Genomic DNA, 24701 nt, shown 5'->3' with positions numbered 1-24701 from the left:
CGCCGCCCCCCCCGGCGCGCACCGCCCATCGAAGGATCACGATGATTCCCGATTCCACCCTGCGCGCCGCCCTTGCCCCGACGGTCGTGCTGCGCGCCGCGATCAACCTCGGCAACCCGATCCTCGCGCGTGCGACGGCCGATGGCGCGGCGGGCGTCTCCGTCGACCTCGCGCGCGAGCTGGCGCGCCGGCTCGGCGTGGACCTGTCGCTCGTCGTCGTGGACACGGCCGCCAAGTCCGTGGACGCCGTCGTGGCCGACGCGGCGGACGTCGGCTTCTTCGCCATCGACCCGGCGCGCGGCGCCGACATCGCGTTCACGGCGCCGTATGTGCTGATCGAAGGCAGCTATCTCGTGCGCGACGGCTCGCCCATCCGCACCAACGACGATGTCGACCGGGACGGCCACCGTGTCGTCGTCGGCAAGGGCAGCGCCTACGACCTGTACCTGACCCGCAACCTGCGGCACGCGGAGATCGTACGGGCGCCCTCGTCGCCCGCCGTCGTGCCCACGTTCCTCGACGGGGACGCGGACGTGGCGGCCGGCGTGCGCCAGCAACTGGAAGCGGATGCGCGCACGCGCCCCGGCCTGCGCCTGCTGGACGGCCGCTTCATGGTCATCCGCCAGGCGATGGGCGTGCCCAAGCGCCGCGGCGAGGCGGCCGCCGCCTTCCTGGCGGACTTCGTCGAGGCGATGAAGGCGGACGGCTTTGTGGCCGCCGCGCTGGCGCGCCATGGCATCGAAGGCGCATCGGTCGCCCCGGCCGGCTGATTCTTTGCTAAGCTGTTGGTCTGAAACCGATTTCAAACCAACCGACAGCCCATGTCCACACCACGCAAGACTGCCCTCGCGCTGGCCCTGCCCTGCGCCCTCATGGCCGCCGCCCACGCGGCGGCCGACTTCCCCGTCCACACCCTCGACAACGGCAGCGTGCGCGCGACCGTCACGGACGCCATCGGCGGCCGGCTGCTGTCGTTCGGGCTGGCCGGCCACGCCAACTTCCTGAAGGTGGACACGGCGGCGGGCGATCCGTCCGCCCCCGTCGATGCGACGGCCGACAACGTCGGCTGGCTCGGCCACGAGATCTGGGTCGGGCCGCAGAAGGAATGGTGGTCGCACCAGGACGTGAATCCGGCGCGCGCCGGCTTGCCCTGGCCGCCCGATCCTTACTTGAGCCTCGCCCGCTACAAGGTCGAGGACAAGAGCGCCGACGCCGTCACGCTCGCGAGCCCGGCCAGCCCAGTGAACGGCCTGCAGCTCGTCAAGCGTTACAGCCTCGTGCCGGGCAAGCCGCACAGCCTGCGCCTGGACGTGGATGCGGCCAACATCCGCACCGCGCAGGTGGCATGGGACATCTGGTTCAACACGCGCGCCCATGCGGCCACGCGCGTGTACGTGCCCGTCGCGCGCCGCGCGGACGTGCGCCAGCAGGCGATCGAACCGAAGCCGGACATGGTGCCGCTGACGTGGACCCTCGCGGACGGCCTGTTCTCGCTGGACGCCTTCCCGGCCGGCGCGGGCAAGCCGCACCGCAACGGCAAGATATTGCTGCAGCCGTCGGCCGGCTGGATGGCGGGCTTCCACGACCGCCAGGTGCTCGTGATCCAGTTCGCGCACCAGCCGCGCACGGCGATCCACCCGGACCAGGGCCAGGTCGAGCTGTACAACGACTGGCAGCCGGACGCGCCCGAGAAGGGCCTGATGGAGATGGAAGTGCATGCGCCGTACGAAACGCTGGCGCCGGGACGGCACATGCAGGCGTCCGAGCTGTGGACGCTGCTGCCGTACGATGGGCCGGACACGCGCCGCGCGCACGTGGCGTTCCTGCGCGCGCACGCGAAGGAACTGGGCCTGCAAGGGCTCTAACCCGGTAAGCCGACGGGCAGGTCGACGCAGGGTGGGCGGCCTGTTCGCCCACGCGTAACGCGTGCATCATGCCGGCGTCCGCGTGGGTACGTTTCATTTGAGGCCCCCGGCCTCAAATGCCGACCCTACCCGGCTGCAAGGGCTCCGAAAAAAAACGCCCCGCGAACGGGGCGTTCTTCCTTCAACGCGACGATCAGAAGCTGTACCGCATCTGCGCCGTGTAGCGCGGCCCCGACACGAACCACGCGCGGCCCTTGAAGCCGATCCCCTGCTGCATCAGCTGGCGGGTCTTGGCGTCCGTGAGGTTCTGCGCTTCCAGGCCGATCGACAGGTTCTCCGTGATGTTGTAGATCACCGACGCGTCCAGCTGGCCGTAGCCGTCGGACCACACCGGCAGCGCCCACGCCACGTTATGCTGGCCGACCGTCGCGCTGTTCGGGTTGGTGTCGGTGCCGTCGGTGCCCTGCGTGCCGTTGACGTTCACGTTCTGCAGGTTCTTCGAGCGCCAGTTCCACGCCATACGCGCCGACCACGGGCCCTTGTCGTACATGAGGGCGAGGTTGTACGCCTGGCGCGACAGGCCGATCAGCGGCAGGTCGCCGAACGTCTTGCCGTCGATGTCGCAGCCGTTCAGGTTCAGGTTGAAGTTGGTGGCCGAGTTCCCACCCGAGCAGTACACGGAATGCACCGGCTGGTGCAGCGACGTCTTGCTGTCGACGTACGTGAAGTTCGCCTGCACGCCGAAGCCCGACAGCCAGCCCGGCAGCATGTCGAAATACTGCTGGTACGTGATCTCGCCACCGCGCGCATGGCCGTCGGCGCCGTTCACCGGGCCCGTCACCGTGAACGTGTACGGCTTGCCCGTGGTGTCCGCGACGTTATAGCCGTACGACTGCTTGATGATGACGTCCTTCAGCTGCTTGTTGAACAGCGCGAGGGTCACCGAGCCGGACGGCGCGAAATACCACTCGGCCGTCACGTCGAACTGGTGCGAACGGACGGGCCGCAGGTTCGGATTGCCCGTGCCGGTGCCCGTGTAGGTGACCTGGCCCGTCGCGTTGTCGACGTTCTGCGACAGCGTCGTATAGCCTTGCAGGTCGGTGAAGTCCGGACGCGAAATGCCGGTCGACAGGCTGGCACGGAACTGCAGTTTATCGGTCGCCTTCATGCGCAGGTTCAGGCTGGGCAGCACGTTACCGTAGTCGTTGCTGAAGTCCTGCTTCTGCGAGAACGCGGTGAACGTCGGGATGCCCGGCCCGGTCGACGAGCTCGGGTTGAACACCGTGTAGCCGTGCGCCGTCATCTTCGTCTTCACGTAGCGTATGCCCACGTTGCCGTCGACCGGGTATTTCAGGTCGTCGAAGCCGAAGCGCAACTGCGAATACAAGGCGCCCGTACGCTCTTTCTGGTCGTTCAGGCCGGCAGGGTCGGTGCCGAACGTCGCCGGGTTCCACGACGTGCACTTGTTGGTGCCGTCCTTGCACAACATGTTCGGGTACGTGTGCAGCAACGCATAGCTGCCAGGATAGCCCGTCGTCAGGCCGACACCCGGGAAGACGAGCGACGGCACGGACGTGTTGTTGTTGAAGAAGTTGTTAAACGAGTGAATCTGGACCTGGTTGCTGAAGCGCGGATCGCCCAGGTACGCGAGGCCCGTCAGCGTGCCGCCCACCTGCCATGGCTGCGTGATGGCGGCCCAGTTGTAGCTCGGGTTCGAGTTCTCGTTGCGCGAATCGCGGTCGGTCAGGCGCACGCCGAACCGGATGTCGCGCAGAACCGGATGGTCGAAGTCGTACTTCGCGTCCGTGCGCCATGCCCATTCGCCGGCCTTGCTGCGGTCCTGGTGTTCCATCGTGAACGCCCAGTAGTAATTCGCCGGGTCGGCGAGGTACGCGCGGTCCGCCTGCGTGAACGACAAGGTCGGCACGTCGCCGCGCAGGTCGATCGTCTCGCTGGGCATCGTCACGCCGGTGGCGACGGTCGAGTCGAAGCTGCTCGTCGTCGCGCGGATGCGCTGCAGGTCAGTGGTCAGGGTCCAGCGGTCGTTCGGACGCCAGCGTACGTTCCACGCGATGTCCGTCGTGTCGGACTTGCGGTCGGCCGAGCGCGTGTCGCCGCCGAAGTTGATGCCCTTGTCGGCCGGATCGGTCAAGGTGCCGGTCAGCAGCGCGCCTTTCGAATCGAACGTCGCGTCCGGGCTGACCTGGATGTTGTAGGGGCTGGACTGGGCGAAGATCGCCTGCTCGTCCCAGTGCATCTTGTAGCGCGACTTGAAGAACGTGATGTGGGAGCTCAGCGACGCATCCTTCTTCCACTGCAGCGCGGCGTACGCACCCGTGCGCTTGCGGTCGAATTCCAGCGTGCGCCACTGGGAGCCTTTCGGCACCCACACGGTCTTGCCCGGCACGACGTCGGTGCGCGGATAGTACGGCTCGACCTGGAAGGCATCGGTGCGGGTGCCGCTTTCCGAATACGCGAGGTCGACGAGCGCGCCGATCTCGCCGAAGCCCGTCTTCCAGCGGTCCGAGAACATGAAGGAACCGGACGGCGACGTCTTGCCTTTCTTGAGTTCCGAGTACGTGTCCGACACCGACGCGGCCATCTTGCGGCCCTTGAAGTCGAACGGCAGGAACGTGCGCAGGTTCACGAGGCCGCCGACGGCGCCTTCGATCTGTTCCGCCGACGGGTTTTTATAAACGTCGAGGCCGGCCATCAGTTCCGGCGGCACGTCTTCGAAGTTCAGCGCGCGGCCGCCGTTCGCGGAGAACGAGTCGCGGCCATTGAGTTCCGACCGCACGTACGACAGGCCGCGCACGTTCACGCTCGAACCTTCGACCGAGTAGTGCTCCGGGTCGCCCTTCGACATCGTGCGGTCGATCGTGACGCCGACCACGCGCTGCAGCACTTCGGTGACGGAGCGGTCGGGCAGTTTGCCGATGTCGTCCGCGACGATCGAATCGACGATCTCGTCCGAATTTTGCTTGATCTTTTGCGCGGATTGCAGCGCGGCGCGCTGGCCCGTCACGACGACAACGTTAGCACCAGAGGCGTTTTGAGGCGCCTCCTGGGCCAGCGCCGCGCTGCCGGCAAGCAATGCGATCTGACTGGCTGCGACTGCGATCGCGGTTCTCTTGAATCGAATCATTGTAATCTCCTATGCATCTTGCATAATGCGCTCCGCTTCGATGGCGGGGCTGAGTTTCAACTGCAGAAAAAACGACCGCCGCGGGACGGCCGCGGGAACGCTCAGTACCGGTCCTGGGCGTGTAGCGCTGGCAGCGCAACGCCGGAACGGCAATGGGAATCGAATGCGAAAGCGCCGCGAACGGCGGCGATGGGGAATGGCAGAATCAGTACCGGCATACTTGTCTCCACGCTGTATTTATTGCGTTGTCGCTGTAGTCTTTATGGTTATGTAATCGTTTTCATGAGTGTAGTGATCATGCGTGAGGTTTGTCAAACGCGATAACATCTTGTTGTGCGCTAACATCGTAGGTATGTTTTATTTGCAATGAAGTATGCTGAAAATTGATAGCTCAGCAATTCAATGTCAACCTGCGCCGGATCGACGTGCCTCGGCGGCGCCGAAGCATCGTCGGGCGGGCGCCCGATTGGCCCGGACACCGCCTGAGACGCGCGCGGCCAATGGCCGCCGACGGGGGATACGCGGCCCGGACGACACGATTGGCCCCAGAAGGCGACCGTTCGCCTGCGTTCGAGACAACCCATGAACGTCACAATCGGATTGAAATGGTAGCGCTATCGACTGGATAATCGATCATCACCGACATGCACGAGCCGGAATACCGGAAAACTGAATCGACACGCTAATCCGGCAAATCGAATGGTAGCGCAATCAGTTAAATCCGCCGACAAATGGGAACGTTTCCCGCACCGTTCATTAATCTGCAAGAAATTGAACGGACGCTTGCCGCTATCCATGAGAGGACGTAGAGTCCGATCTATTTAATTCGATACGCGGTCCCATTTCGAAAAGGAGATCGTAATAAAGACATGGTAGATTTTCAGAAAATCCAATATCGCAAGCGCCACGCCGCGCGCGGCGCGCGTCACGGAGACGGTGCATGAATATGCCTGCCGAACCGCCGAAGCGGACGCGCCGCTCGAAAGGCGGCCTGACGCTCGTCGACGTGGCGCGTGTCGCCGGGGTGGCGCCGATCACCGTGTCGCGCGTACTGAACTCGCCGGAAAAAGTGTCGCCCGACCTAGTGCAGAAGGTGCGTACGGCGATCGAACGGACGGGGTATGTGCCGAACCTGCTGGCCGGCAGCCTGGCGTCGACGCACAGCCGGATGATCGCGGCGATCCTGCCGACCATCGCCGGCTCCGTCTTCCTCGACACGGTCCAGTCGCTGACGGAGACGCTCGCGGCCGCCGGCTACCAGCTGATCCTCGGCCAGGCGGGCTACGAGAACTCGCGCGAAGACGAACTGCTGGAAGCGATCATCGGGCGGCGCCCGGACGGCATCGTCCTGGCCGGCATCATGCGCTCTGCTTTGGGCCGGCGCCGCCTGCAGGCCAGCGCCATTCCGGTCGTCGAGACGTGGGATTTCACGCCGACGCCGGCCGACATGCTGGTTGGCTTTTCGCACGAAGGCGTGGGCGAGGCGGTCGCGGAATTCCTGTACCAGCGCGGACGCCGGCGCGCCGCCGTGATCAGCGCCTCCGATGAACGGGCGCAGCGCCGCAACCGCGCGTTCGCGCAGGCGGCCGTGCGGCTCGACATGCAGGGTCCGGACGGCGGCATCCCGTTCCATACGACCTCCGCGCCGGGCACGGCGGCGGGCGGACGCACGGGCCTGCGCGCGTTGCTGGCGGCCCATCCGGACATCGACGCCGTGTTCTGCAGCTCCGACATGGTCGCACTGGGCGTGCTGACCGAGGCGCATGCGCTGGGCATCGATGTGCCGGGCCGCCTGGCCGTCGTCGGCCTCGGCGACCAGGCGTTCGCGGCGGACACCTACCCTGCCCTCACGACCGTACACCTGGACGGCCGCGCGATGGGCACCATTGCCGCGAACTTCCTCATCGACCGGATCGCGGGCAAGCACATCCCGGAGGTCGTGCGCGACATCGGCTTCACGATCGTCGAGCGGGACAGCGCGTAGCTAAATTACTGAGGCATTGCCAATCGCCGTCCGGAATCTCGGCTTTACTTCATCGCAATTACGTAGTTTAATTACATCCTTGCCGTATCAACGACAAGGACAACCATGGATGTGCAATTCCGCGCCGACCCCGCCCTGCTGCCCCATGCAGCGGCCGGCGGCGTGCGCTTCACGTTCGACGCCGCGCCGGGCACGCGCAGTGTCGCGCTGGCGGGCACGTTCAACAGCTGGGCAGGCGACGCCTGCGTGCTGGAACGCGTGTCGCCCACGCGCTGGCAGACCGTGCTGCCCGTGCCGGCCGGACGCCATCTGTACAAATTCGTCGTCGACGGCACGGCGTGGATCCTTGACCCCGCGAATCCCTGGATATCGGAAGACGGCCAGAACAATTCCTGCCTGACGGTCGACGAGACGGGCGCCGTACTGATGCGCCACGCCGGCCTCTCCGCCGATACGCCCGGGCCCCTGCATGCGCGTCAGGCGCTGGCGAGCCCCGCCTGGCTGCGCGACGGCGTGATCTACCAGCTGTCGGTACCGGCCTTCGGCGGCGGCTTCGCCGGCGTGTGCGCCAGGCTGCCCTATCTGGGCGAACTGGGCGTGGACGTGCTGTGGATCATGCCCGTCCACCCCGTCGGCGCGTCGGGCGACCCATACGACGTGCGCGATTTCGACGCCATCGAGCCGAGCCTGGGCGATGCGGCCTCCCTGCGCGCGCTCGTGGACGCGGCGCACGCGCGCGGCATGCGCGTGCTCCTCGACTGGACCCTGAACCGCAGCAGCATCGCCCACCCGTTCACGCGCACGCGTCCGCATTGGTACACGCGGCGCGCCGACGGGAGCATCTGCTACGCCGTCCCCAACCGGGAGGCATTCGCCGGCTTCGACTTCGGCGACCGCGCGCTGCGCCGCACGCTCATCGACAGCATGCGCGGCTGGATCGAACGGTTCGGCATCGACGGCCTGCGCTTCGACGACGCCGACATCACGCCCTGCGATTTCCTCGACGAGATCCGCGCGGCGCTGGCGGCGGTGGCGCCCGACATCGCCCTGATCGCGCAGTCATACAACGAATTCCACCACCTGGCGGCGTGCGACCTGACGTACGAAGGCGGCACGCGCGCGATGCTGCGCGGTTGTGCGCGCGGCGAAGCCGACGGCGCCGCGTTCGCGCGCTACTGGAACGAATCGACGTACAGCTTTCCGCGCGGCGCATTGCGCATGCGCTGGCTGGAAGACAAGGAGCAAGGACGCGCGTCGGCCTTCCTGGGCCGCGCCGTCCACCGCCCGGCGGCGGCGGTCGTCATGGCCATGGACGGCGTGCCGCACATCCTGATGGGCCAGGAATTCGACGAGCCGACATGGACCGGCTGGCAAGTGCTGGCCGGCGGCTGGAAGCTCGACTGGAAGGCGGGCGATCCCGATCTGTACGAACACTACCGGACACTGATCGCACTGCGTCGCGGACGCGCCGCGCTGCGCCAAGGCGCGACGGCGTTCCTGGACGCGTTGCCGCCGGGCGCCGTCGGCTTCATGCGCAGCGATGGGCGCGAAGACATCGTCGTGCTGGCCAACCTGTCGGTGACGACACGTGCGTTTGCGGCCGTTCAGGCGGCCGTCGAGCCGCTGTACGCGTCGGGCTGGCAAGCTGCGGACGCGACGCTGGCGCCCTACGGCTGGCTGATCGGCACGATAAAAAAAGGGCGCCACGAGGGCGCCCTGAAATGATATCGAGAGTAAGTAAGTCGAGGCCGTGCTGATGGCCACCACGCCACCGCACGAGCCACCATGTTAATGCCCCGCCGCATGCACAGCCCATCACTTATTCGCCATTTGTTATCAGTTTTTGATATAGCCTGCGCGGGCCCGGCCGGCCCGCGCAGCCCGGTGCCGGCACAGGCGCCGGCGCGGTGTACAATCGCCTGTTCCAGGACACAGGCGCACCCATCCCGCCCGACCGCGGCGTCGCCGCCCGGCCACAAGCCGGCCCGCAACGTCCGCCGCCGCACGCTGGCCGTCCCGACACACGGGTCTGCAGCGGGTTGCTTCCGTCACGCCCTGGCGGACGATCATCTCAACTCCTACGATCCAGAACAATGACCCACTCGACTGAAGCAGACAACGGCCTTCCCCTCGACATGATCATCTTCGGCGGCATGGGCGACCTTGCGATGCGCAAGCTGCTGCCGGCCCTGTACATGGCCTTCCTGCACGGGAACCTGGCGCCGACGACGCGCATCCTGTCCACCGGCCGCCAGGACTTCGACCGCGAGGCCTATCTCGCCCACATCGAGGCGAACTCGCGCTCGTTCATCGCCGCCAGCAACTTCAACGAAAAGACGTGGGACGGCTTCCTCAAGCTGCTCGAGTACGTACGCCTGGACGTGCAGGCCGCGCCCGACTTCTCCGCGCTCGCGCAGGCATCGCGCGCCGGCGCCCAGCGCGTGTTCTACCTGTCGACGGCACCGTCGCTGTTCACGACGATCTGCGACAAGCTCGCGGCCAGCGGCCTCGTCGACGCCAACGCCCGCGTCGTGCTGGAAAAACCGCTCGGCACGGACCTGTCGTCCGCGATCGCCATCAACGAAGACGTCGGCCGCCATTTCGCCGAGTCGCAGATCTACCGCATCGACCACTACCTCGGCAAGGAAACCGTGCAGAACCTGATGGTGCTGCGCTTCGGTAACTCGATCCTGGAACCGCTGTGGCGCGCGCCGAACATCGCGAGCGTGCAGATCACCGTCGCCGAGGAAGTGGGTGTGGGCAGCCGCGCCGGCTTCTACGACGGCGCCGGCGCGATGCGCGACATGGTCCAGAACCACCTGCTGCAACTGCTGTGCATCGTCGCGATGGAGCCGCCGACGTCGCTGTCGCCGGACGCCGTGCGCGACGAAAAACTGAAAGTCCTGCGCTCGCTGCGCCGCATGTCGCTCGCCGACATCGCGCGCGACACGATCCGCGGCCAGTACATCCACGGTGTCTCCGGCAACCAGGAAGTGCCCGGCTACCACGAAGAGAAGAACGTCCCGGCCGACAGCAAGACGGAAACGTTCGTCGCGCTGCGCGCCTTCATCGACACGTGGCGCTGGTCCAAGGTCCCGTTCTACCTGCGCACCGGCAAGCGCATGGCGCGCCGCTCGTCGAAGATCGTCGTCGAATTCGCGAACCCGCCGTTCCCCCTGTTCCCGCAGACGGCAGGCGCCGTCGCCAACCGCCTCGTCATCGAGCTGCAGCCGGAAGAAGCGATCAAGCTGCAGATCATGGCCAAGCAGCCCGGCAGCGGCATGGAGATGCAGCAGGTGGCGCTGAACCTCGACCTGCAATCGGCGTTCCAGCAGCGCCGCGCCGAGGCCTACGAGCGCCTGCTGATCGACGTCGTGCGCGGCCGCCTCACCCACTTCATGCGCCGCGACGAGCTGGAAGCGGCATGGGAATGGGCCGACCCGATCATCGAAGGCTGGCAGACGCTCGACGAGAAGCCGCACCCGTACGCGGCCGGCTCGTGGGGCCCTGCCGAAGCGTTCGCGCTGCTCGCACGCGACGGCCACAGCTGGGTCGAGTAAGGCCGCGCGCCCTGGCCTGCCTTAATCGTGCACAATAGCCCGTAGGCATCGTGCACGCGGCGCCTTTAATGCGCCGCAAACGCAGGCCAGGTTCTTCCCGTGCGCCGTTGGACGCGGCAGGCCGTTGGCGTAGAGTGCGGTGTCTTCCACTCACATCGGACGAACGCCATGCAGGCAAGCAACTGGAATGCGATGGGCGCCCTCGGCGCACAGGCCCTGAAACACATGGACCGCAGCCGCAAGGCCCGCGGCGACATGCTGGACCGTGCCGGCTACGGGCCGCAGCAGACGCCCTCGACGGTGCTGCACACGGAACCCGGCCTGGCCCTACGCCGCTACGGCGCGCCGGCCGACATCACCGCGAACGGCGGCCCGGCCGTGCTGATCGTGCCGGCCCCCATCAAGCGCCCGTACATCTGGGACCTCTCGCCCGAGGTGAGCGTCGTGCGGCGCTGGCTCGAGCACGGCTACCGGGTCTACCTGGCCGAATGGCTCGCCCTGCCCGACACGCACGACCACTTCGGCCTGGACGACTACGGCGACCACCTGCTGGCCGCCTGCCGCCGCGCCATCGCGGCCGACGGCGGACCGGATCAGGTCGTCGTGGCCGGCCATTCGCTGGGCGGCATCCTGGCCGCGATCCACGCGTGCCTGTACCCGGACGCCGTCCGCGCGACGATTCTGCTGGAATCCCCGCTACACTTCTCGCCCGCGTCGAACTGCTTCGCGCGCCTCGTCGACGCGACGCCGCACGCGCGCCCCATCGCGGAAACGTTCCGCCAGGTGCCGGGTGTCTTCCTCAACATGATGAGCGCGCTGGCGGAGCCGCAGGCGTTCCAGTGGGAGCGCTGGACGGACCGCTGGCTGTCGCTGACGGACCCGCATGCGCTGGCCACGCACATGCGCGTGGAACGCTGGACGCACGACGAATTCCCGCTGCCGGGCCGGTTGTTCACGGAGATCGTCGAATCGCTGTACCGCAACGATGCGTTCATGCAGGGCAAGCTCGTCGTGGGCGCCCGCACGATCGGCCCGGCCGACTTGCGCTCACCGCTGCTGTCCGTCGTCGACCCGCGCAGCAAGGTGATTCCGCCGGAAGCGCTGGAGCCGTTCCACGACGCCACTGCAAGCCCGCGCAAGCGGGTGCTGCATTACGAGGGCGACGTCGGTGTCAACCTGCAGCACGTGGGCGTGCTCGTGGGCCGCAACGCGCATGCGCGCATCTGGCCGCGGATATTCGACTGGCTCGACGGAAAGGATGTTCACGCCGCGTAGCATCCACTAGACGACCGGTCGGTTTGCGAGTACAGTGCAGCACATGAACACGGAAAACCCGACGCAGTCGTACGACGTACGCTCGCACATCCTCGCGACCGGCCAACGTATCATGTCCGGCAAAGGCTACTCGGCGGTGGGCTTGAACGAGATCCTGACGGCGGCGGGCGTGCCGAAGGGCTCGTTCTATCACTACTTCGGTTCGAAGGACGCCTACGGCGAAGCGATGCTGACGCGGTATTTCGACGATTACCTGTCCGAGCTCGACCATATATTCCAACAGCCCGGCCTGACGGCGGCGCAACGCCTGATGAATTACTGGGCGTCCTGGCAGGTGTCGCAGTCGTTCGACAATTGCCAGGGCAAGTGCCTGGCCGTGAAGCTGGGCGCGGAAGTGGCCGACCTTTCCGAAGCCATGCGGCTCGTCCTGCGCCGCGGCACGGCGCAGATCGTGGGCCGGCTTGCGGAGGCCCTTGCGGCGGGCATCGCGGACCGCTCGCTGACCGTCGATGGCGATCCGGACGGCGTGGCCGAAAGTTTGTACCAATTGTGGGTCGGCGCCAGCATCATGGCCAAGATCGAGCGCACGACCCGCCCCTTCGGGACGGCGCTCGCGGCGACCCGACAGATGCTTCATCTTGCCCGTTGAACCGGGCAGGCAGCGATTGCACTCTCACGGAGAGTGCATTTTTTTGAATCCAGCCTAGACGACTGGTCTACTGGCAACCTCGACAAAGGAAACCCATCATGAACGTCCTCATCGTACTCACTTCGCACGACCAACTCGGCAACACGGGCCGCAAGACTGGCTTCTGGCTCGAAGAGCTGGCCGCCCCCTATTACGCGTTCAAGGATGCCGGCGCCAATATCGTGCTGGCCTCGCCGAAGGGCGTACGTCCGCCGCTGGACCCCAAGAGCAACGAGCCGGATTTCCAGACCGATCTGACCCGCCGCTTCGAAGCCGACGCGGATGCGATGGCGCGGCTTGCGGCCACCGTCCCCCTCGATCAGGTGTCCCAGGCCGACTTCGACACCGTGTTTTATCCCGGCGGCCACGGCCCTCTGTGGGACCTCGCGGAAGACCGCGCCTCGATTGCATTGATCGAAGCGTTCGTGGGCGCCGGCAAACCGGTCGCGCTGGTGTGCCACGCGCCCGGCGTCCTGCGTCACGTCCGTACGGCCGCCGGCCGGCCGCTGGTGAAGGCAAACGAGTCACGGGCTTCACCAACACGGAGGAAGCCGCCGTCGGCCTGACGGACGTGGTCCCCTTCCTCGTCGAGGACGAGTTGAAGGCGAAAGGCGCCGTCTTTTCACGCGGTGCGGACTGGAGTTCCTACGTCGTCCGCGACGGCCTCCTGATCACGGGGCAGAATCCGGGATCGTCCGGCGAGACGGCTGCCGTCGTTCTGGCGCAGTTGCGGCAGCAGGCGACGGCTTGACCACGACACGGCGCATCGCTTTGATTCGATGACGCCACAGACTACAATCGGGCTGCACGCGTCGCTCATCTCACCCGACGAGGAAACGGACATGGACCTGATTCTGTGGCGTCACGCCGAGGCCGAAGACACCGAGCCGGACCTGACACGCAACCTGACCGACAAGGGCCGCCAGCAGGCGCATAACATGGCGCAGTGGTTGCGCGGCTATCTCCCTGCGCAGGTGCGCATCGTGTGCAGCCCGGCCAACCGCACGCGGCAGACGGCGGATGCCCTCGGGCTCTCCTACGACATCCGCAACGACATCGCACCGGGCGCCGCCGCCGACGATCTGCTGAAAGCCACGGGCTGGCCCAGGGGCGATGGCGTCGTCCTGCTCGTTGGACACAATCCCGCGATCAGCGAGTTGGCCACCCGGCTGCTGGCGGGCAAGCCGTTTCCGATGTCGCTGTGCAAAGCCGGCGCGTGGTGGCTGAGCACCGGTACGCGCGACGACGAACGGGGCGTCATCCTCAAGGCCGCGATGGTGCCGGCCATGCTGAAGCAGCGTTGACGATCTGCCCGCGACTATTTCACGCACAAGCCCGGCGTCGGGCCCGACGTGCCCGAGGACATGTACGAAGGCGAGGTCCCCGCGCACAAGGTCGGCTATTACACCGACCTGCGCGCCGACCGCGCCACCGGCTGCATCGGCCAGCAGGACCGGAAGGTGCAGGCCGACCACTACCACGCCGACGGCACGGATTGATGGCCGCGGCGGCCCGGACGGCGGGGGTCACTCCTGGGCCGCGTCGTCCTTGTCGTCCTTGTCGTCGCGGCCCAGCAACTCGCTGGACCACTCCTGCCAGCTGCAGTTGGGGCAACGCCGCCACAGCAGGATCACGAAAAACGTCGCAAAGCCGGCCGCGAGCACGACCGCGTGCAACGACAGATCCGGTTCGAGGCCGTAGAGAAAATCCAGCATGGCACACCTACCTTCCTGGCGGCATCATTGATGGCGACACCGCACGATTCCACTGTAGATCAAGCGGGTAGCAGTGTCCAGCGCACGGCTGCGGTGTGTGTCAGAAAGGCTTCAGGAACAGGCCGACGGTCAGCGCGATGCCGATGCAAACGATGGCCACGCGCAGTGCCCGCTCGTTCACGCGATGCAGCGCCCACGCACCCAGCAGGCCGCCGATGATGGCACCGGACGCGAGCACGCCGCACTGGAGCCAGTGCAGTTGCGGCGACGTGAGGAACAGCACGACTGCCGACGCATTCATCACGCCGGCCAGCACGTTCTTCGTGGCGCCGGCGTTGCGCGCCGACAGGCCGGCCATCGTCAGCGCGGCCAGCATCAGGATGCCGATGCCGCCGCCGAAATAGCCGCCGTAGACGGCGATCAGGAATTGGGCGATCGCCGTCCCGACCTTGCCCAGGTGGACGGTGCCGTCGGCGCGGGGCTTGCGGAAGAAACTTCCCCAGGTGAACACGGCGGTCGCGAACAGGACGAGCCACGGCACGAGGCGCGCGAACACGGCCGGTGACGTGTGCAGCAACAGCAGGCCACCGGCCGCGCCGCCGGCGATGCTCAGCACGAACAGCGCCCAGAACGGCAACCCGCCCGCCCCGCTGACCAGCTTGCGTCCGGCGAATCCGGAGGTGACCTGCGCGGGAAACAGCGCGACGGTCGACGTGATGTTCGCGGCGAGGGGCGACATGCCGGAGACGATCAGCGCGGGCAAGGTGACGAACGATCCACCGCCGGCCAGGGCGTTCTGCACGCCGGCCCACAGGCCGGCCAGGAAGACGAGCAGCAGCATCACGATGCCGCTCCGCGGGGATGAAGACGAAGACGCGATGGGTCGATGGCGGGTCGGTCGAAAGTCGGCATGGCGCGGCCGGCGCGCACGGGCCGGCGATGAACTGGGAAGCTCATCTTACACCGGCGGCGCGCGCTCGGGCCGGCGGCGTGCGCATGCCGCCCGCACACGCAGCCGGATCAGTGGCCGCCCTGCTCGCCGTGCTTGTGGCCGTGATCCGCGGCCTTCTCGCCGCCGTGGGCGGGCGCCGGCTGGGCAGGCGCCGGATGCGTGTGCGGCGGCTCGTGCGGCGGCTGCGCGGCAGGACGCGGCGGCTCGCGCGGCGCGGGAGGGGGTGCATGCGGCGCAGGCTGTGGATGCGGCCCGGACTGGGGCGCGGCATGCGGCGCCTGCATGGCGATGCGCTCGGGCGCAGGCGCACGAGACGCCTCGTGCGGCGCGGGCGGTGACCCGTGCGGCGCAGCCTGCGGATGCGGCACGGGCTCGGACGTCGGACGCGCATGCGCCGCGACGCGCTGCGGTGCAGGTGCGCGGGGCGCTTCGCGCGGACCCGGCGCCGCTGCCGCACGAGGCGGCGGCGGTTCGTGCCGGTCGGCGGCGCGCAGCGGCACGCCATGCGCCGGACCTTGCGTCTCGCGTCCCGGCGGTTGCGCCGCCGATGCATGCAGTGCGTCGGGCCTGCTTGCCGGTGCCAGGGGCGCCAGGCCCCCACGCGCCGCGGCCGCAGCCGCTGCGCGCGCACCGTGCGCGGGCGCGTCGCTCATCGCGCCGGGACGCCCCGCGACCGGCGCGCCGCCCGGATGGCCCGGCCGCACGTCCTGCTGTCCGGCCATCGTTGCGCCCACCGAAGACGCGCCGTACGCGGGTCCGCGCGGACCCGCGGCATACTGTGTGCCGGTCGCGGACTGCGGGCCGTGCGGGCCGTGTACGCCGGCGGGTTCCGGCCCGGCTGCCGGCCGCCCGCCTGATGCGGGCTGCGGTCCGTATGGCGCCGCAGCAGGGACGGGTCCACGGCCCGCTGCCACCGGCATACCGGCCGCCGGCTGTGGTCCATGCGGGCCCGCCGCGACGATCGACCCGGGGCGCACATCAACCGGCACGGGCGCTGCAGGCCGTCCATGCGGCCCCGCTGCGACGACCGGCCCAGGGCGCCCCGCAGCCGGCATCGGGCCGGCAAACTGCTGTCCGTGCGGCCCCGCCACGGGAACGGGTCCGCGGCCGGCAGGCGCCGGCATGCCGACCAGGCCCTGCGGCCCGTGCGCCGCCGTCGGCCCGGCACCGGGCGGCATGCCGGGACGTCCGCCCTGCACGAACTGGTGTCCGGAGGCGTCCACACCCGGCACGGGCCCGCGCGCCGGCTGCTGCACCAAGGGCTTGCCGATGGCCGGCCGCAGTACGCGCAGCGGCGGCACGGGTCCGTGGACAGCCAGTGGCGCACCGTGGCGCGCCGGCGCGGCCGCATGCATCGCGGCGGCACCAGCGAGCGCTGCGCCCGACACGAACGCCGCCCGCGGCAACGCACGCGTCACGGCCACGCGCTGCTGCACGGGCGCGGGCGGCAGCCGCCCGGCCGCCGGCATCCCGAGACGGCTCTGCGGCAGCGGCCGCGCCTGCGGGCCCGCCACCACGGGCGCGGCGCGCGCCACGCCGGGCGGCAGCAGCAGGCCGGCGCGCGCCGTCGGCACGGCCTGGGCGAACTGCCGCGCGGGCATCGCGACGATCGCACCCGGTACCGTGCGGTTCACGTAGCGGATGTTGGTGACGTTGTTGACGATGTTCGTCTGGCGGATGACGGTGTTTGACACGTTGACGTTCGTGATGTACGTCGGGCTGGCGCGGTAAGACGGCCGGTAAGGTTCGTGCGGGGCGAGCGGGAACCAGCCCACGCCCGGGTCCGAACGGCCGCCGACCGCCAGCACGGCACCGACGAACGCCACCAGTGCAGGTGCGTACACGGGCCGCGCCTCGACGGGCGCGGGCACCCAGGCCCACGTGTCGGGCGTGCGCACCCAGCGGCCGTAGTGCGATACGGCATAGCCGTACGGCTGGTCGTCGATCCACGTCCAGCCCCACGGATCGATCCACGCCCAGTGGCCCGCGTGGTACGGTGCCCAGCCTTGCGGCGCGCGGTCGGGCACCCACACGGTGCCGTAGTCGGGCACCTGGCGCCAGCTGCCGTAGTCGTCCAGGTCTTCTGCGCCGACGACGCCCTGCGGCACGTAGCGGCGCGCGACGGCACGCTCGTAGCGCTGGTCGCGGCCCATCGACCAGCGGTCGAAGTCGTCCGGCGGCACGGGCTGCAGCAGCACGTAGTTGTTCAGGTCCTGGCCGCCGAAGCGGTAGCCCTGCCCCGGCGCGAGCGCAAGCGAGGTGCCGTCGCCGTAAGCGTCCCCCGCACCGCGCAGCACCGTGACGGCCGTCGTGCCGCCGTCCGGCGCGACGGCGAGCCGGTAGTCGCCCGGCTGGCGCGCGACGAACGCGAGGTTCGGGGTGTCCACTTCCACCGTCTCGCCCGGCGCGAGGCGGCGCACGTGCAGGTCGACGCGGCCTTGCGATACCTGTAGCTGCGTCGTGCGGTCGTCCGCCGCGAGCACGGTCAGCAACGTGCCCGCGTCCATGCGCGCGATGGCGGGGCCGAACTGCGCTTCGTCGCGCGCGCCGGCGTCCGTCCACAGGCGGTCGCCGGCGACGAGCGGGCGGTTCAGCGGCGCCTGGGCCCAGTCGGCGGCGCCGGCGGGCGAAAAGCTGACAGGGCCGGTGACGTAGGCGATGCGGCCCACGCGCGCGGGCGGGTCCTGCGCGAGCGCGTGCGCGGCGGCAAGCGCGAGGCCGAGCCCCGCCGTCAGGGTGATTTTACGTGCGGTCATGATCGTCGATGAAGCTTGGGATGATGGCCGATCATAGCCCCCGCGCGCGCAGCGCACGGTTCGCTGTCACACGGTGTTACAGAAGTTGCATCCTAGTGCAGCAGCGCCGGATACGTGAAGGCGACGAAGTGGACGGCGTTCAGCGCGAAGTGCGTGAGGATCGCGCCTTCGATACGCCCGCTGCGCAGGTAGGCGGCCGCGTAGCCCAGGCCCGCCAGCCCGGCCAGCACGACGAGGGCCGGGCCGCCGCGCGCGTGCGCGAGGCCGAACAACACCGTCGACACGACGACGGCGACGCCCGTGCCGTAGCGCCGGCGCGCCAGGCCGCGCGCCAGGCCGCCGAGAATGAAACCGCGGAAGAACGCCTCCTCCGTCACGCACGTGAACAGCAGGTTCAGCGCGAGGAACCAGGGCGTCAGCGGCGTCCACTTGACGTCGGGCCGCACGTAGCCGAGCGCCGTGCCGGCGCCGAAGACGACGACAAGCGTCGCAAACAGCACGGGCGCCGTGCAGCGCAGCATCGGCAGCCACGCGCCGCGCTCGCGGATCGGGGCGCAGAACACGCCCATCAGGACGATGCCGGCGACGGCCGTGTCGAAGTTCGCGTGCAAGGTGAACGGCGCGGCACCGGCCGACACGCGCACGGCGTCGGCCAGCACGGGATTGTGGAAACCGGGGAAGCGGTGCAGCGCGAACAGGAAGGCGGCGAGGCCCGTCAGCACCAGCAACGGGATGCGCAGCCACGCGCGGGTGCTCGCGCGCGCTGCGAATGCGAGCGCGGCGTAGCCGGCGGTGGCGACGACGCCGCGCCAGTCCAGCACACCGGACGCGAGACCGGCCGCGCAGGCCACGGCGAGGCCGGCGCACCAGGCCCAGTCGCGGTTCCCGCGCACGGCGGGCGCCGGCACCCACAGCAGCAACACGGCCAGCGCCAGCGCGCCGAACGCCGGCACGAGGTGGGGAGCGAGCAGCATCGTCAACCGTGCCCGCGCTTGTGCATCTGCTTGTGCATGCGGCGCAGTGCCAGCCACACGATGCCGGCCACCACGGGCACCAGCGCGCCCGTCAGCATGTCCGGGTTGACGGGCACGCCGAGGCTCTTCAAACCTTTGCCCGCATAGCCGAGCAACCCGACGACGTAGTACGAGATCGCCGCGACGGACAAGCCCTCGACGGCCTGCTGCAGGCGCAGCTGCTGGGCCGCGCGCCGGTCCATCGACTGCAGGATCTGGCGGTTCTGGTTTTCCTGGACGATCGACACGCGCGTGCGCAGCAGGTCGTTGACGTTGGCGATGCGGCGCGCGAGCGCGTCCTGGCGCGCGGCCGTCGCCTCGCACGTGTTCATCGCGGGCGTCAGGCGGCGGTCCATGAATTCCTCGACGGTCGGCACGCCTTCGATGCGCGCTTCGCGCAGTTCCTCGATGCGCGCCTTCACGAGCCGGTAATACGCCTTCGATGCCGAGAAGCGGTAGCCGTTGTCGAGCGAAAGCTTCTCCAGCTGCGCGGCCAGGCGCGTGATCTGCTGCAGCAGGTCCTGGTCGCCGGCGACGGCCTCGCCCGAGACCATGCGCTCCGCGAGCGTGGCCAGTTCGGCCTCGATGTCGTCCAGCGCGGCGGACACGGCGCGCGCGGCGGGCAGGCCGAGGAGCGCCATCATGCGGTACGTGTCGATCTCCAGCACGCGCTGCGCGAGGCGGCCCGCCTGCTGCGCGCGCATCTCGACGTCGCGCAGCACGAAGCGCGAAAAGCCGTCGGACTGGATCGCGAAATCCGTCCACAGTTCGCCGCCCTGCATGACGCGCGAGCCCACCAGATTGCTGCCCGCGAAGCCGTCCTGCAGCGCAGCCGGGTCGGCGGCGCCGCGCTCCAGCAGCACGTGCGCGGCGGACATCAACCGGCCGTGCAGGCTGATGATCCATGCCTGCGGCAGGTGCGCCAGCGGCATGCGGGCGAACGCCTCGGCCAGGGGCAGCCCGGGTGCGATCTTTTCCGTGAAGGTGTACGTCGCGAACTCCGTGTGGCATTCCCACTTGAGGCGGAAGCGGCCGAAGTCGTGATAGAAGTGGTTCGCCGTCACGTTCGGTGCCGCGACGCCGAAATGGCCGCACAGCGCGGCCAGCAGCGCATGCTGGTTGGGGCCGTGCGTGCTGCGCGACCCGGATTCGCTGGCGCGGTACACGGCCAGGTGGGTGATGGCTTCGGGCGCTTCCAGCCGGAGGAAGGGACGCGAATGGATTTCCGCGGCCAGCGGAATGCGCTGGGCGTGGCTCAGGCTCGGGTAGGCGGTCGTCATGGTTCGGTTCATCGGCTGTCGGGGTCGTGCCGGGCATGTGAGCGACCGGGCAATATTTCCATTGTACATGCGTATGCACGAGACCGGGCAGCGGTCGACATTCCTCGGCCCGACATGCAATTTGGTCCGACCACTTGCAACATCATCCGGGCCAAACTAAGATGCGACCTTGGCAATCGTCTTCACCTTTTCCTGGACTGCACACAATGAGAAAAACGCCCGCGCCACACGATGCGATTGCGACGGAACCGCGACTGTATCGCGTGGTGTCGAGCCGGATCGAAGCGCTGATCCGGGAAGAGGACATCAAGCCGGGCGAACGCCTGCCGGCCGAACGCGACCTCGCGGCGAAGCTGGGCGTGTCGCGCACGTCGTTGCGCGAAGCGCTGATCGCGCTGGAACTCGGTGGCGTCGTCGAAGTGCGCGGCGGGTCCGGCGTGTACGTCAGCGAACAGGCCGCGCAGAAGTCGGCGCGGCCGGCCGCCGGCCCCGGGCCGTTCGAAGTGCTGGCCGCGCGCCGCATGGTCGAAGTCGAGGTGGCTGCCCTCGCGGCGAAGAATGCGACGCCGGCCGCCGTCGACGCGATCCTCGTCGCCGTCGAACAGATGGAACAGAACCAGGACAACCTCGGCGAGAACGAATCGGCCGACCGCGACTTCCACCTCGCGATCGCGCGCGCGGCCGGCAACAGTGCGCTGGTCGGCGTCATCGAATACCTGTGGAACCAGCGCGGCAGCCTGTGGCACAAGCTGACGGAGCACTTCCAGACCGAGGAACTGCGCCAGCAGACCCTCCTCGACCACCGCGCCATCCTCACGGCCATCGCGTCGCAGGACGTGGCCGGCGCGCGCACGGCGATGCGGGCGCACCTCGATCGCGTCACGCGCACGTTCTCGCGCGGCTGAAGGGCGACGCCATGACCATCTGGGTCGATGCCGACGCCTGCCCCGCCGTCGTCAAGGACATCCTGTTCCGCGTGGCCGACCGCGTGCAGATCGACGTCACGCTCGTGGCGAACCAGTTGATCCGCGTGCCCGGCTCGCGCTTCATCCGCGCACTGCAGGTGCCGGCCGGCGCGGACGCGGCCGATGCCGAAATCGTCGCGCGCGTGCAGCCGGGCGATATCGTCGTGACGGCCGACATCCCTCTCGCCGCCCTCGTGCTCGACAAGGGCGGACTCCCGCTGAACCCGCGCGGCGACTGGTTCACGAAAGACACCATCGCCCAGCAGCTGACGATGCGCGCGTTCATGGAAGAGTTGCGCGGCAGCGGCGTCGACACGGGCGGCCCGGCCGCCTTCAGCCAGGCCGACCGCCAGCGGTTCGCCAATGCGCTCGACCGCGAACTGGCCAAGCGCGGCCGGCGCGACCCGTCTTAAGCACTTCCCATCCTGTAAGCCGCCCCGAAGCAAAAATACAACACTTTTGTGTGTGTCGAACTCGTATAGACATTAAATCTGGTTTGTAATTAGTTGTAATTTGACCTTTGTGTCAGGGAATGGTCAGATCGCCATAGTTGTGTGAAGTGAAACACATCACCTATTCTTTTACCAGGAGAGTGCCAGTGATTTCCAAGCCACGCGTCACGCTGATCCGTAGTCCCCTCGTCGTCGCCGTCCAGCTCGCCCTCGCTTCCCTCGCCCTGCCGATCGCGGCCACCGCCCAGGATGCGGCCACGTCCACGACGACCGATACCACCACCAACGCTGCCCCCATGAACCGCGTCGAGATCACCGGCTCGCGCATCCGCCGCACGGACATGGAAACCCCGAGCCCGGTCCAGGTCATCACGGCCAAGGATCTGAAAGAGTCCGGCTACACGTCCGTGTCCGAAGTGCTGCGCAACATCACCGCCAACGGCCAGGGCACCTTGTCGCAGGCGTTCCCCGGCGCGTTTGCCGTCGGCGCCTCGGGCATCTCGCTGCGCGGCCTGACGGTGGGCGCGACCCTCGTCCTGATCGATGGCCAGCGCATGGCCCCGTACGCGCTGTCGGACGACGGCCAGCGCAGCTTCGTCGACATCAGCCAGATCCCGATGGAGGCCGTCGAGCGCATCGACGTGCTGAAGGACGGCGCCTCGTCGATCTACGGCTCCGACGCCGTCGCGGGCGTCGTCAACGTGATCCTCAAGAAGCGCTACAACGGCGCCGAGGCGACGGCCGACGCCGGCGCGAGCGGCCATGGCGACGGCAGGACGGCGCACGTGTCCGGCATCTACGGCTGGGGCGACCTGGACGCGGACGGTCACAACGCCTACCTCGCGCTCGAATACCGGCGCCAGGGCAAGATCCTCGTCTCCAGCCGCCACGGCCTGTTCACGAATACGGACTGGACCGCGTGGGGCGGCAAGAACCTCACGCGCGGCGTCCCGACGGCCGCCAACGGTTTCCAGCCCGCCAGCATCACGGGCTACCTGATCGACCCGGACACGGGCGCCACCACGTTGCTGCCGGGCTGCACGACGGCGCAATTCAACGCCGGCCAGTGCGCCTACCGCGACCGCGACCTCGAGCTGCAGCCGACGACGAAGAACATCAACCTGCTCGGCTCGTTCGTGCAGAAGCTGGGCGGCGACTGGCAGTTGAACCTGAAGGGCTCGTATTTCCGCTCCGAGGCAGAGCAGCTGGCCCGCTACGCGAATACGCTCGGCACGAGCGGCCTGTCCGCACTCGCATACGGCCCCGGCATCCCGCCGCAGGCCACGCCGCCGGGCGCGCCCATCGTGATCACGGTGCCGGCCACCTACCCCGGCAACACGACGGGTACGACGCAGATCCTACAATACAACTTCCCCGAGCTGGGAGGCAGCCGCACGGGCGTCAAGTCCGACACGTTCCGCCTGGGCGCCGACGTTGCCGGCACCATGGGCGCATGGGACCTGACGGCGGCCGTGGGCGCATCGCAGAACACGGTGAAGCAGGAGATCACGAACGGCTTCAACATCCTCAACCTGCAGGCCGCGTTCAACGATCCCGTGCACCCTTACCTCGTCGGCCCGGCGGCCAGCGGCAACACGCAAGCCATGCGCGATGCCATCGTGCCGCTGCAGCATGCGAAGGCGACGGACAAGCTGCAGTTCGTGCGCTTCTCGGCCGGACGCGAGCTGATGCCGCTGGCGGGCGGCTCGCTCGCGCTGAACCTGGGCGCCGAATATACGCACCGTGACCTCGACGCCCAGGCGCCGCCGTCGGTGGCCAATGGCGACCAGGCCGGCAACAACGCATGGGCGATCGGCACGCAAAACATCGCGGCCGTGTATGGCGAGATCGTGGCACCCGTGCTGAAGAACCTGGAACTGGACGCCTCCATCCGCCACGACAAGGTCATGACGATCGGCCAGGCCACGACACCGAAAGCCGGCTTCAAATGGTCGCCCATCAGCCAGTTCACGCTGCGCGGCACGTACACGGAAGGTTTCCGCGCGCCGAACCCCGCGGAAGTCGGCAACACGGGCAACTACTTCTTCGCCAATACGCAGCCCGACCCCGTACTGTGCGCGAATCCGGGCGACGATCCGACGACGGTCCCGGGCAACTACCCGCAGCAGTGCAACGTGTCGATCGCGGGTGTCCAGGCTCCGGGCAAGGGCCTGAAGCCGGAACGGTCGCGCTCCTACACGCTCGGCACGATCATCGAGCCGACGCGCAACCTCAACGTGTCGATCGACTACTACCGCATCCGCATCAACAACCAGATCATCAGCGCGCTGAACGATCCGACCTACGATCCGACGCCCTTCCTCGTGCGCGGCACGCCGACGGCGCAGCCGTTCGTGAATCCCGACGGCTCGCTCTCGACGCAGACGCCGGCCGTCGGCAACGCGCTGTTCGCACCGTATCCGTACGAGAACGCGCAATACACGCAGACGAGCGGCATCGACCTGGACGCGCGCATGACGTGGCCCTTCGCGGGCGGCAAATTCAGCGCCGAGCTGACGGAAACGCACCTGATCACGTACAAGCAGGGCACGGCCGGCGGCACGGCCGTCGAACTGGCAGGCACACACGGCCCGTCCGGCGTGTCGGGCGACACGGGCAACCCGAAAGACCGCGCCCAGCTGAAGCTCGGCTGGGACCAGGGCCCGCTCACCGTCTCGACGACCGTGAACTGGGTCGGCGGCTTCTCCGTCGTCGACCCGTCGTCGTCGTCGGCCGCCACGTGCGCGGACGCGATCTCGTTCGTGTACGCGAACACGCCGCCGGCGCAGTTCTGCCGCGTGCGCTCGTTCACGTCGGTCGACCTGTTCGGCGAGTACCGCTTCTCGAAGCAGCTGAGCCTGCACGCGTCGATCCTGAACCTGTTCGACAAGGAACCGCCGCTGGATTTCCAGACCTATGGCAGCTCCGCGTCGACGTTCTATAACCCCGCGCTGCACCAGGCGGGCGCAGTCGGACGGTTCTTCAACGTGGGGTTGACGTACAAGTTCTGATGCCCCGACCGTGGATGCGGCCCGGGCAGCGTGCCCGCGG

18 protein-coding genes and 1 pseudogene are annotated in these 24701 nt (G+C 68.3%); 13 read left to right on the top strand and 6 right to left on the bottom strand.

Translation table 11 applies throughout. From position 1 onward, the window contains the following. The first annotated feature begins 41 nt into the window (after positions 1 to 41). Positions 42 to 770, top strand: a complete 729-nt coding sequence (locus NX784_RS16130) for an ABC transporter substrate-binding protein (RefSeq protein ID WP_258817703.1) — start codon at positions 42 to 44, stop codon at positions 768 to 770. A 51-nt stretch (positions 771 to 821) separates the two neighbouring features. Beyond that, complete coding sequence (locus NX784_RS16125; protein WP_258817702.1) at positions 822 to 1865, top strand: DUF4380 domain-containing protein; 1044 nt, start codon at positions 822 to 824, stop codon at positions 1863 to 1865. 193 nt (positions 1866 to 2058) lie between these two features. On the opposite strand, the gene NX784_RS16120 is transcribed toward NX784_RS16125, so the two are convergent. Continuing rightward, positions 2059 to 5010, bottom strand: coding sequence for a TonB-dependent receptor (locus tag NX784_RS16120; RefSeq protein ID WP_258817701.1), 2952 nt, complete (start codon positions 5008 to 5010; stop codon positions 2059 to 2061). A 940-nt stretch (positions 5011 to 5950) separates the two neighbouring features. Here NX784_RS16120 and NX784_RS16115 point away from each other — a divergent pair. The 8 genes and pseudogenes from NX784_RS16115 (at position 5951) to NX784_RS16080 (ending at position 14016) form a co-directional block, all read left to right on the top strand. Continuing rightward, positions 5951 to 6994: a LacI family DNA-binding transcriptional regulator gene (locus NX784_RS16115; protein WP_258817700.1), complete on the top strand. Its 1044-nt coding sequence runs from the start codon at positions 5951 to 5953 to the stop codon at positions 6992 to 6994. Between the two features lie 105 nt (positions 6995 to 7099). Further along, positions 7100 to 8719: an alpha-amylase family glycosyl hydrolase gene (locus tag NX784_RS16110; RefSeq protein WP_258817699.1), complete on the top strand. Its 1620-nt coding sequence runs from the start codon at positions 7100 to 7102 to the stop codon at positions 8717 to 8719. Positions 8720 to 9087: 368 nt separating this feature from the next. Continuing rightward, positions 9088 to 10554 carry a glucose-6-phosphate dehydrogenase gene (zwf, locus tag NX784_RS16105; RefSeq protein WP_258817698.1) on the top strand — a complete coding sequence of 489 codons (1467 nt, stop codon included), beginning with the start codon at positions 9088 to 9090 and terminating at the stop codon, positions 10552 to 10554. A gap of 168 nt (positions 10555 to 10722) precedes the next feature. Beyond that, the gene (locus tag NX784_RS16100; RefSeq protein ID WP_258817697.1) at positions 10723 to 11829 is read left to right on the top strand and encodes an alpha/beta fold hydrolase; all 1107 of its coding nucleotides are present in this window, start codon (positions 10723 to 10725) and stop codon (positions 11827 to 11829) included. 43 nt (positions 11830 to 11872) lie between these two features. After that, on the top strand, positions 11873 to 12478 hold the full coding sequence (locus NX784_RS16095) for a TetR/AcrR family transcriptional regulator (protein ID WP_258817696.1): 606 nt from the start codon (positions 11873 to 11875) through the stop codon (positions 12476 to 12478). A 98-nt stretch (positions 12479 to 12576) separates the two neighbouring features. After that, positions 12577 to 13268, top strand: a pseudogene (locus NX784_RS16090) (type 1 glutamine amidotransferase domain-containing protein). 91 nt (positions 13269 to 13359) lie between these two features. Then, positions 13360 to 13821, top strand: a complete 462-nt coding sequence (locus NX784_RS16085) for a SixA phosphatase family protein (RefSeq protein WP_258817695.1) — start codon at positions 13360 to 13362, stop codon at positions 13819 to 13821. A gap of 48 nt (positions 13822 to 13869) precedes the next feature. Further along, positions 13870 to 14016, top strand: a complete 147-nt coding sequence (locus NX784_RS16080; RefSeq protein ID WP_258817694.1) for a hypothetical protein — start codon at positions 13870 to 13872, stop codon at positions 14014 to 14016. 27 nt (positions 14017 to 14043) lie between these two features. Here NX784_RS16080 and NX784_RS16075 read toward each other — a convergent pair whose 3' ends face one another. The 5 genes from NX784_RS16075 to NX784_RS16055 form a co-directional block, all read right to left on the bottom strand. Next, positions 14044 to 14232, bottom strand: coding sequence for a hypothetical protein (locus NX784_RS16075; protein ID WP_258817693.1), 189 nt, complete (start codon positions 14230 to 14232; stop codon positions 14044 to 14046). Between the two features lie 100 nt (positions 14233 to 14332). After that, positions 14333 to 15073, bottom strand: a complete 741-nt coding sequence (locus NX784_RS16070) for a sulfite exporter TauE/SafE family protein (RefSeq protein ID WP_258817805.1) — start codon at positions 15071 to 15073, stop codon at positions 14333 to 14335. Between the two features lie 179 nt (positions 15074 to 15252). After that, positions 15253 to 17940, bottom strand: coding sequence for a DUF6600 domain-containing protein (locus tag NX784_RS16065; RefSeq protein WP_258817692.1), 2688 nt, complete (start codon positions 17938 to 17940; stop codon positions 15253 to 15255). Between the two features lie 92 nt (positions 17941 to 18032). Then, positions 18033 to 18914 (bottom strand): CPBP family intramembrane glutamic endopeptidase, encoded by an 882-nt coding sequence (locus NX784_RS16060; RefSeq protein ID WP_258817691.1) that lies wholly within the window; start codon positions 18912 to 18914, stop codon positions 18033 to 18035. Positions 18915 to 18916: 2 nt separating this feature from the next. Continuing rightward, positions 18917 to 20233: a DUF3422 family protein gene (locus NX784_RS16055; RefSeq protein WP_258817804.1), complete on the bottom strand. Its 1317-nt coding sequence runs from the start codon at positions 20231 to 20233 to the stop codon at positions 18917 to 18919. A 206-nt stretch (positions 20234 to 20439) separates the two neighbouring features. On the opposite strand from NX784_RS16055, the gene NX784_RS16050 reads away from it, so the two are divergent. From NX784_RS16050 to NX784_RS16040, 3 genes are all read left to right on the top strand, one after another. Then, positions 20440 to 21138 (top strand): FadR/GntR family transcriptional regulator, encoded by a 699-nt coding sequence (locus NX784_RS16050; protein ID WP_258817690.1) that lies wholly within the window; start codon positions 20440 to 20442, stop codon positions 21136 to 21138. An 11-nt stretch (positions 21139 to 21149) separates the two neighbouring features. Then, positions 21150 to 21611 (top strand): YaiI/YqxD family protein, encoded by a 462-nt coding sequence (locus NX784_RS16045; protein WP_258817689.1) that lies wholly within the window; start codon positions 21150 to 21152, stop codon positions 21609 to 21611. Between the two features lie 185 nt (positions 21612 to 21796). After that, positions 21797 to 24661 (top strand): TonB-dependent receptor, encoded by a 2865-nt coding sequence (locus NX784_RS16040; RefSeq protein ID WP_258817688.1) that lies wholly within the window; start codon positions 21797 to 21799, stop codon positions 24659 to 24661. Positions 24662 to 24701 lie beyond the last annotated feature (40 nt).

The sequence above is a fragment of the Massilia pinisoli genome (assembly GCF_024753285.1).
GTDB classification, from domain to species: Bacteria; Pseudomonadota; Gammaproteobacteria; order Burkholderiales; family Burkholderiaceae_D; genus Telluria; species Telluria pinisoli.
Note: the sequence above shows the minus strand (reverse complement) of the source record. Positions and strands in the feature narration are given on the sequence as shown.

Excerpts from the sequence above, each read along its gene's own strand:
- NX784_RS16055 (WP_258817804.1), bottom strand. The coding sequence starts at position 20,233 with ATGACGACCGCCTACCCGAGCCTGAGCCACGCCCAGCGCATTCCGCTG.
- NX784_RS16125 (WP_258817702.1), top strand. The coding sequence starts at position 822 with ATGTCCACACCACGCAAGACTGCCCTCGCGCTGGCCCTGCCCTGCGCC.
- NX784_RS16095 (WP_258817696.1), top strand. The coding sequence starts at position 11,873 with ATGAACACGGAAAACCCGACGCAGTCGTACGACGTACGCTCGCACATC.
- zwf (WP_258817698.1), top strand. The coding sequence starts at position 9,088 with ATGACCCACTCGACTGAAGCAGACAACGGCCTTCCCCTCGACATGATC.
- NX784_RS16100 (WP_258817697.1), top strand. The coding sequence starts at position 10,723 with ATGCAGGCAAGCAACTGGAATGCGATGGGCGCCCTCGGCGCACAGGCC.
- NX784_RS16110 (WP_258817699.1), top strand. The coding sequence starts at position 7,100 with ATGGATGTGCAATTCCGCGCCGACCCCGCCCTGCTGCCCCATGCAGCG.
- NX784_RS16085 (WP_258817695.1), top strand. The coding sequence starts at position 13,360 with ATGGACCTGATTCTGTGGCGTCACGCCGAGGCCGAAGACACCGAGCCG.
- NX784_RS16050 (WP_258817690.1), top strand. The coding sequence starts at position 20,440 with ATGAGAAAAACGCCCGCGCCACACGATGCGATTGCGACGGAACCGCGA.
- NX784_RS16060 (WP_258817691.1), bottom strand. The coding sequence starts at position 18,914 with ATGCTGCTCGCTCCCCACCTCGTGCCGGCGTTCGGCGCGCTGGCGCTG.
- NX784_RS16120 (WP_258817701.1), bottom strand. The coding sequence starts at position 5,010 with ATGATTCGATTCAAGAGAACCGCGATCGCAGTCGCAGCCAGTCAGATC.
- NX784_RS16130 (WP_258817703.1), top strand. The coding sequence starts at position 42 with ATGATTCCCGATTCCACCCTGCGCGCCGCCCTTGCCCCGACGGTCGTG.
- NX784_RS16045 (WP_258817689.1), top strand. The coding sequence starts at position 21,150 with ATGACCATCTGGGTCGATGCCGACGCCTGCCCCGCCGTCGTCAAGGAC.
- NX784_RS16070 (WP_258817805.1), bottom strand. The coding sequence starts at position 15,073 with ATGCTGCTGCTCGTCTTCCTGGCCGGCCTGTGGGCCGGCGTGCAGAAC.
- NX784_RS16065 (WP_258817692.1), bottom strand. The coding sequence starts at position 17,940 with ATGACCGCACGTAAAATCACCCTGACGGCGGGGCTCGGCCTCGCGCTT.
- NX784_RS16075 (WP_258817693.1), bottom strand. The coding sequence starts at position 14,232 with ATGCTGGATTTTCTCTACGGCCTCGAACCGGATCTGTCGTTGCACGCG.
- NX784_RS16115 (WP_258817700.1), top strand. The coding sequence starts at position 5,951 with ATGAATATGCCTGCCGAACCGCCGAAGCGGACGCGCCGCTCGAAAGGC.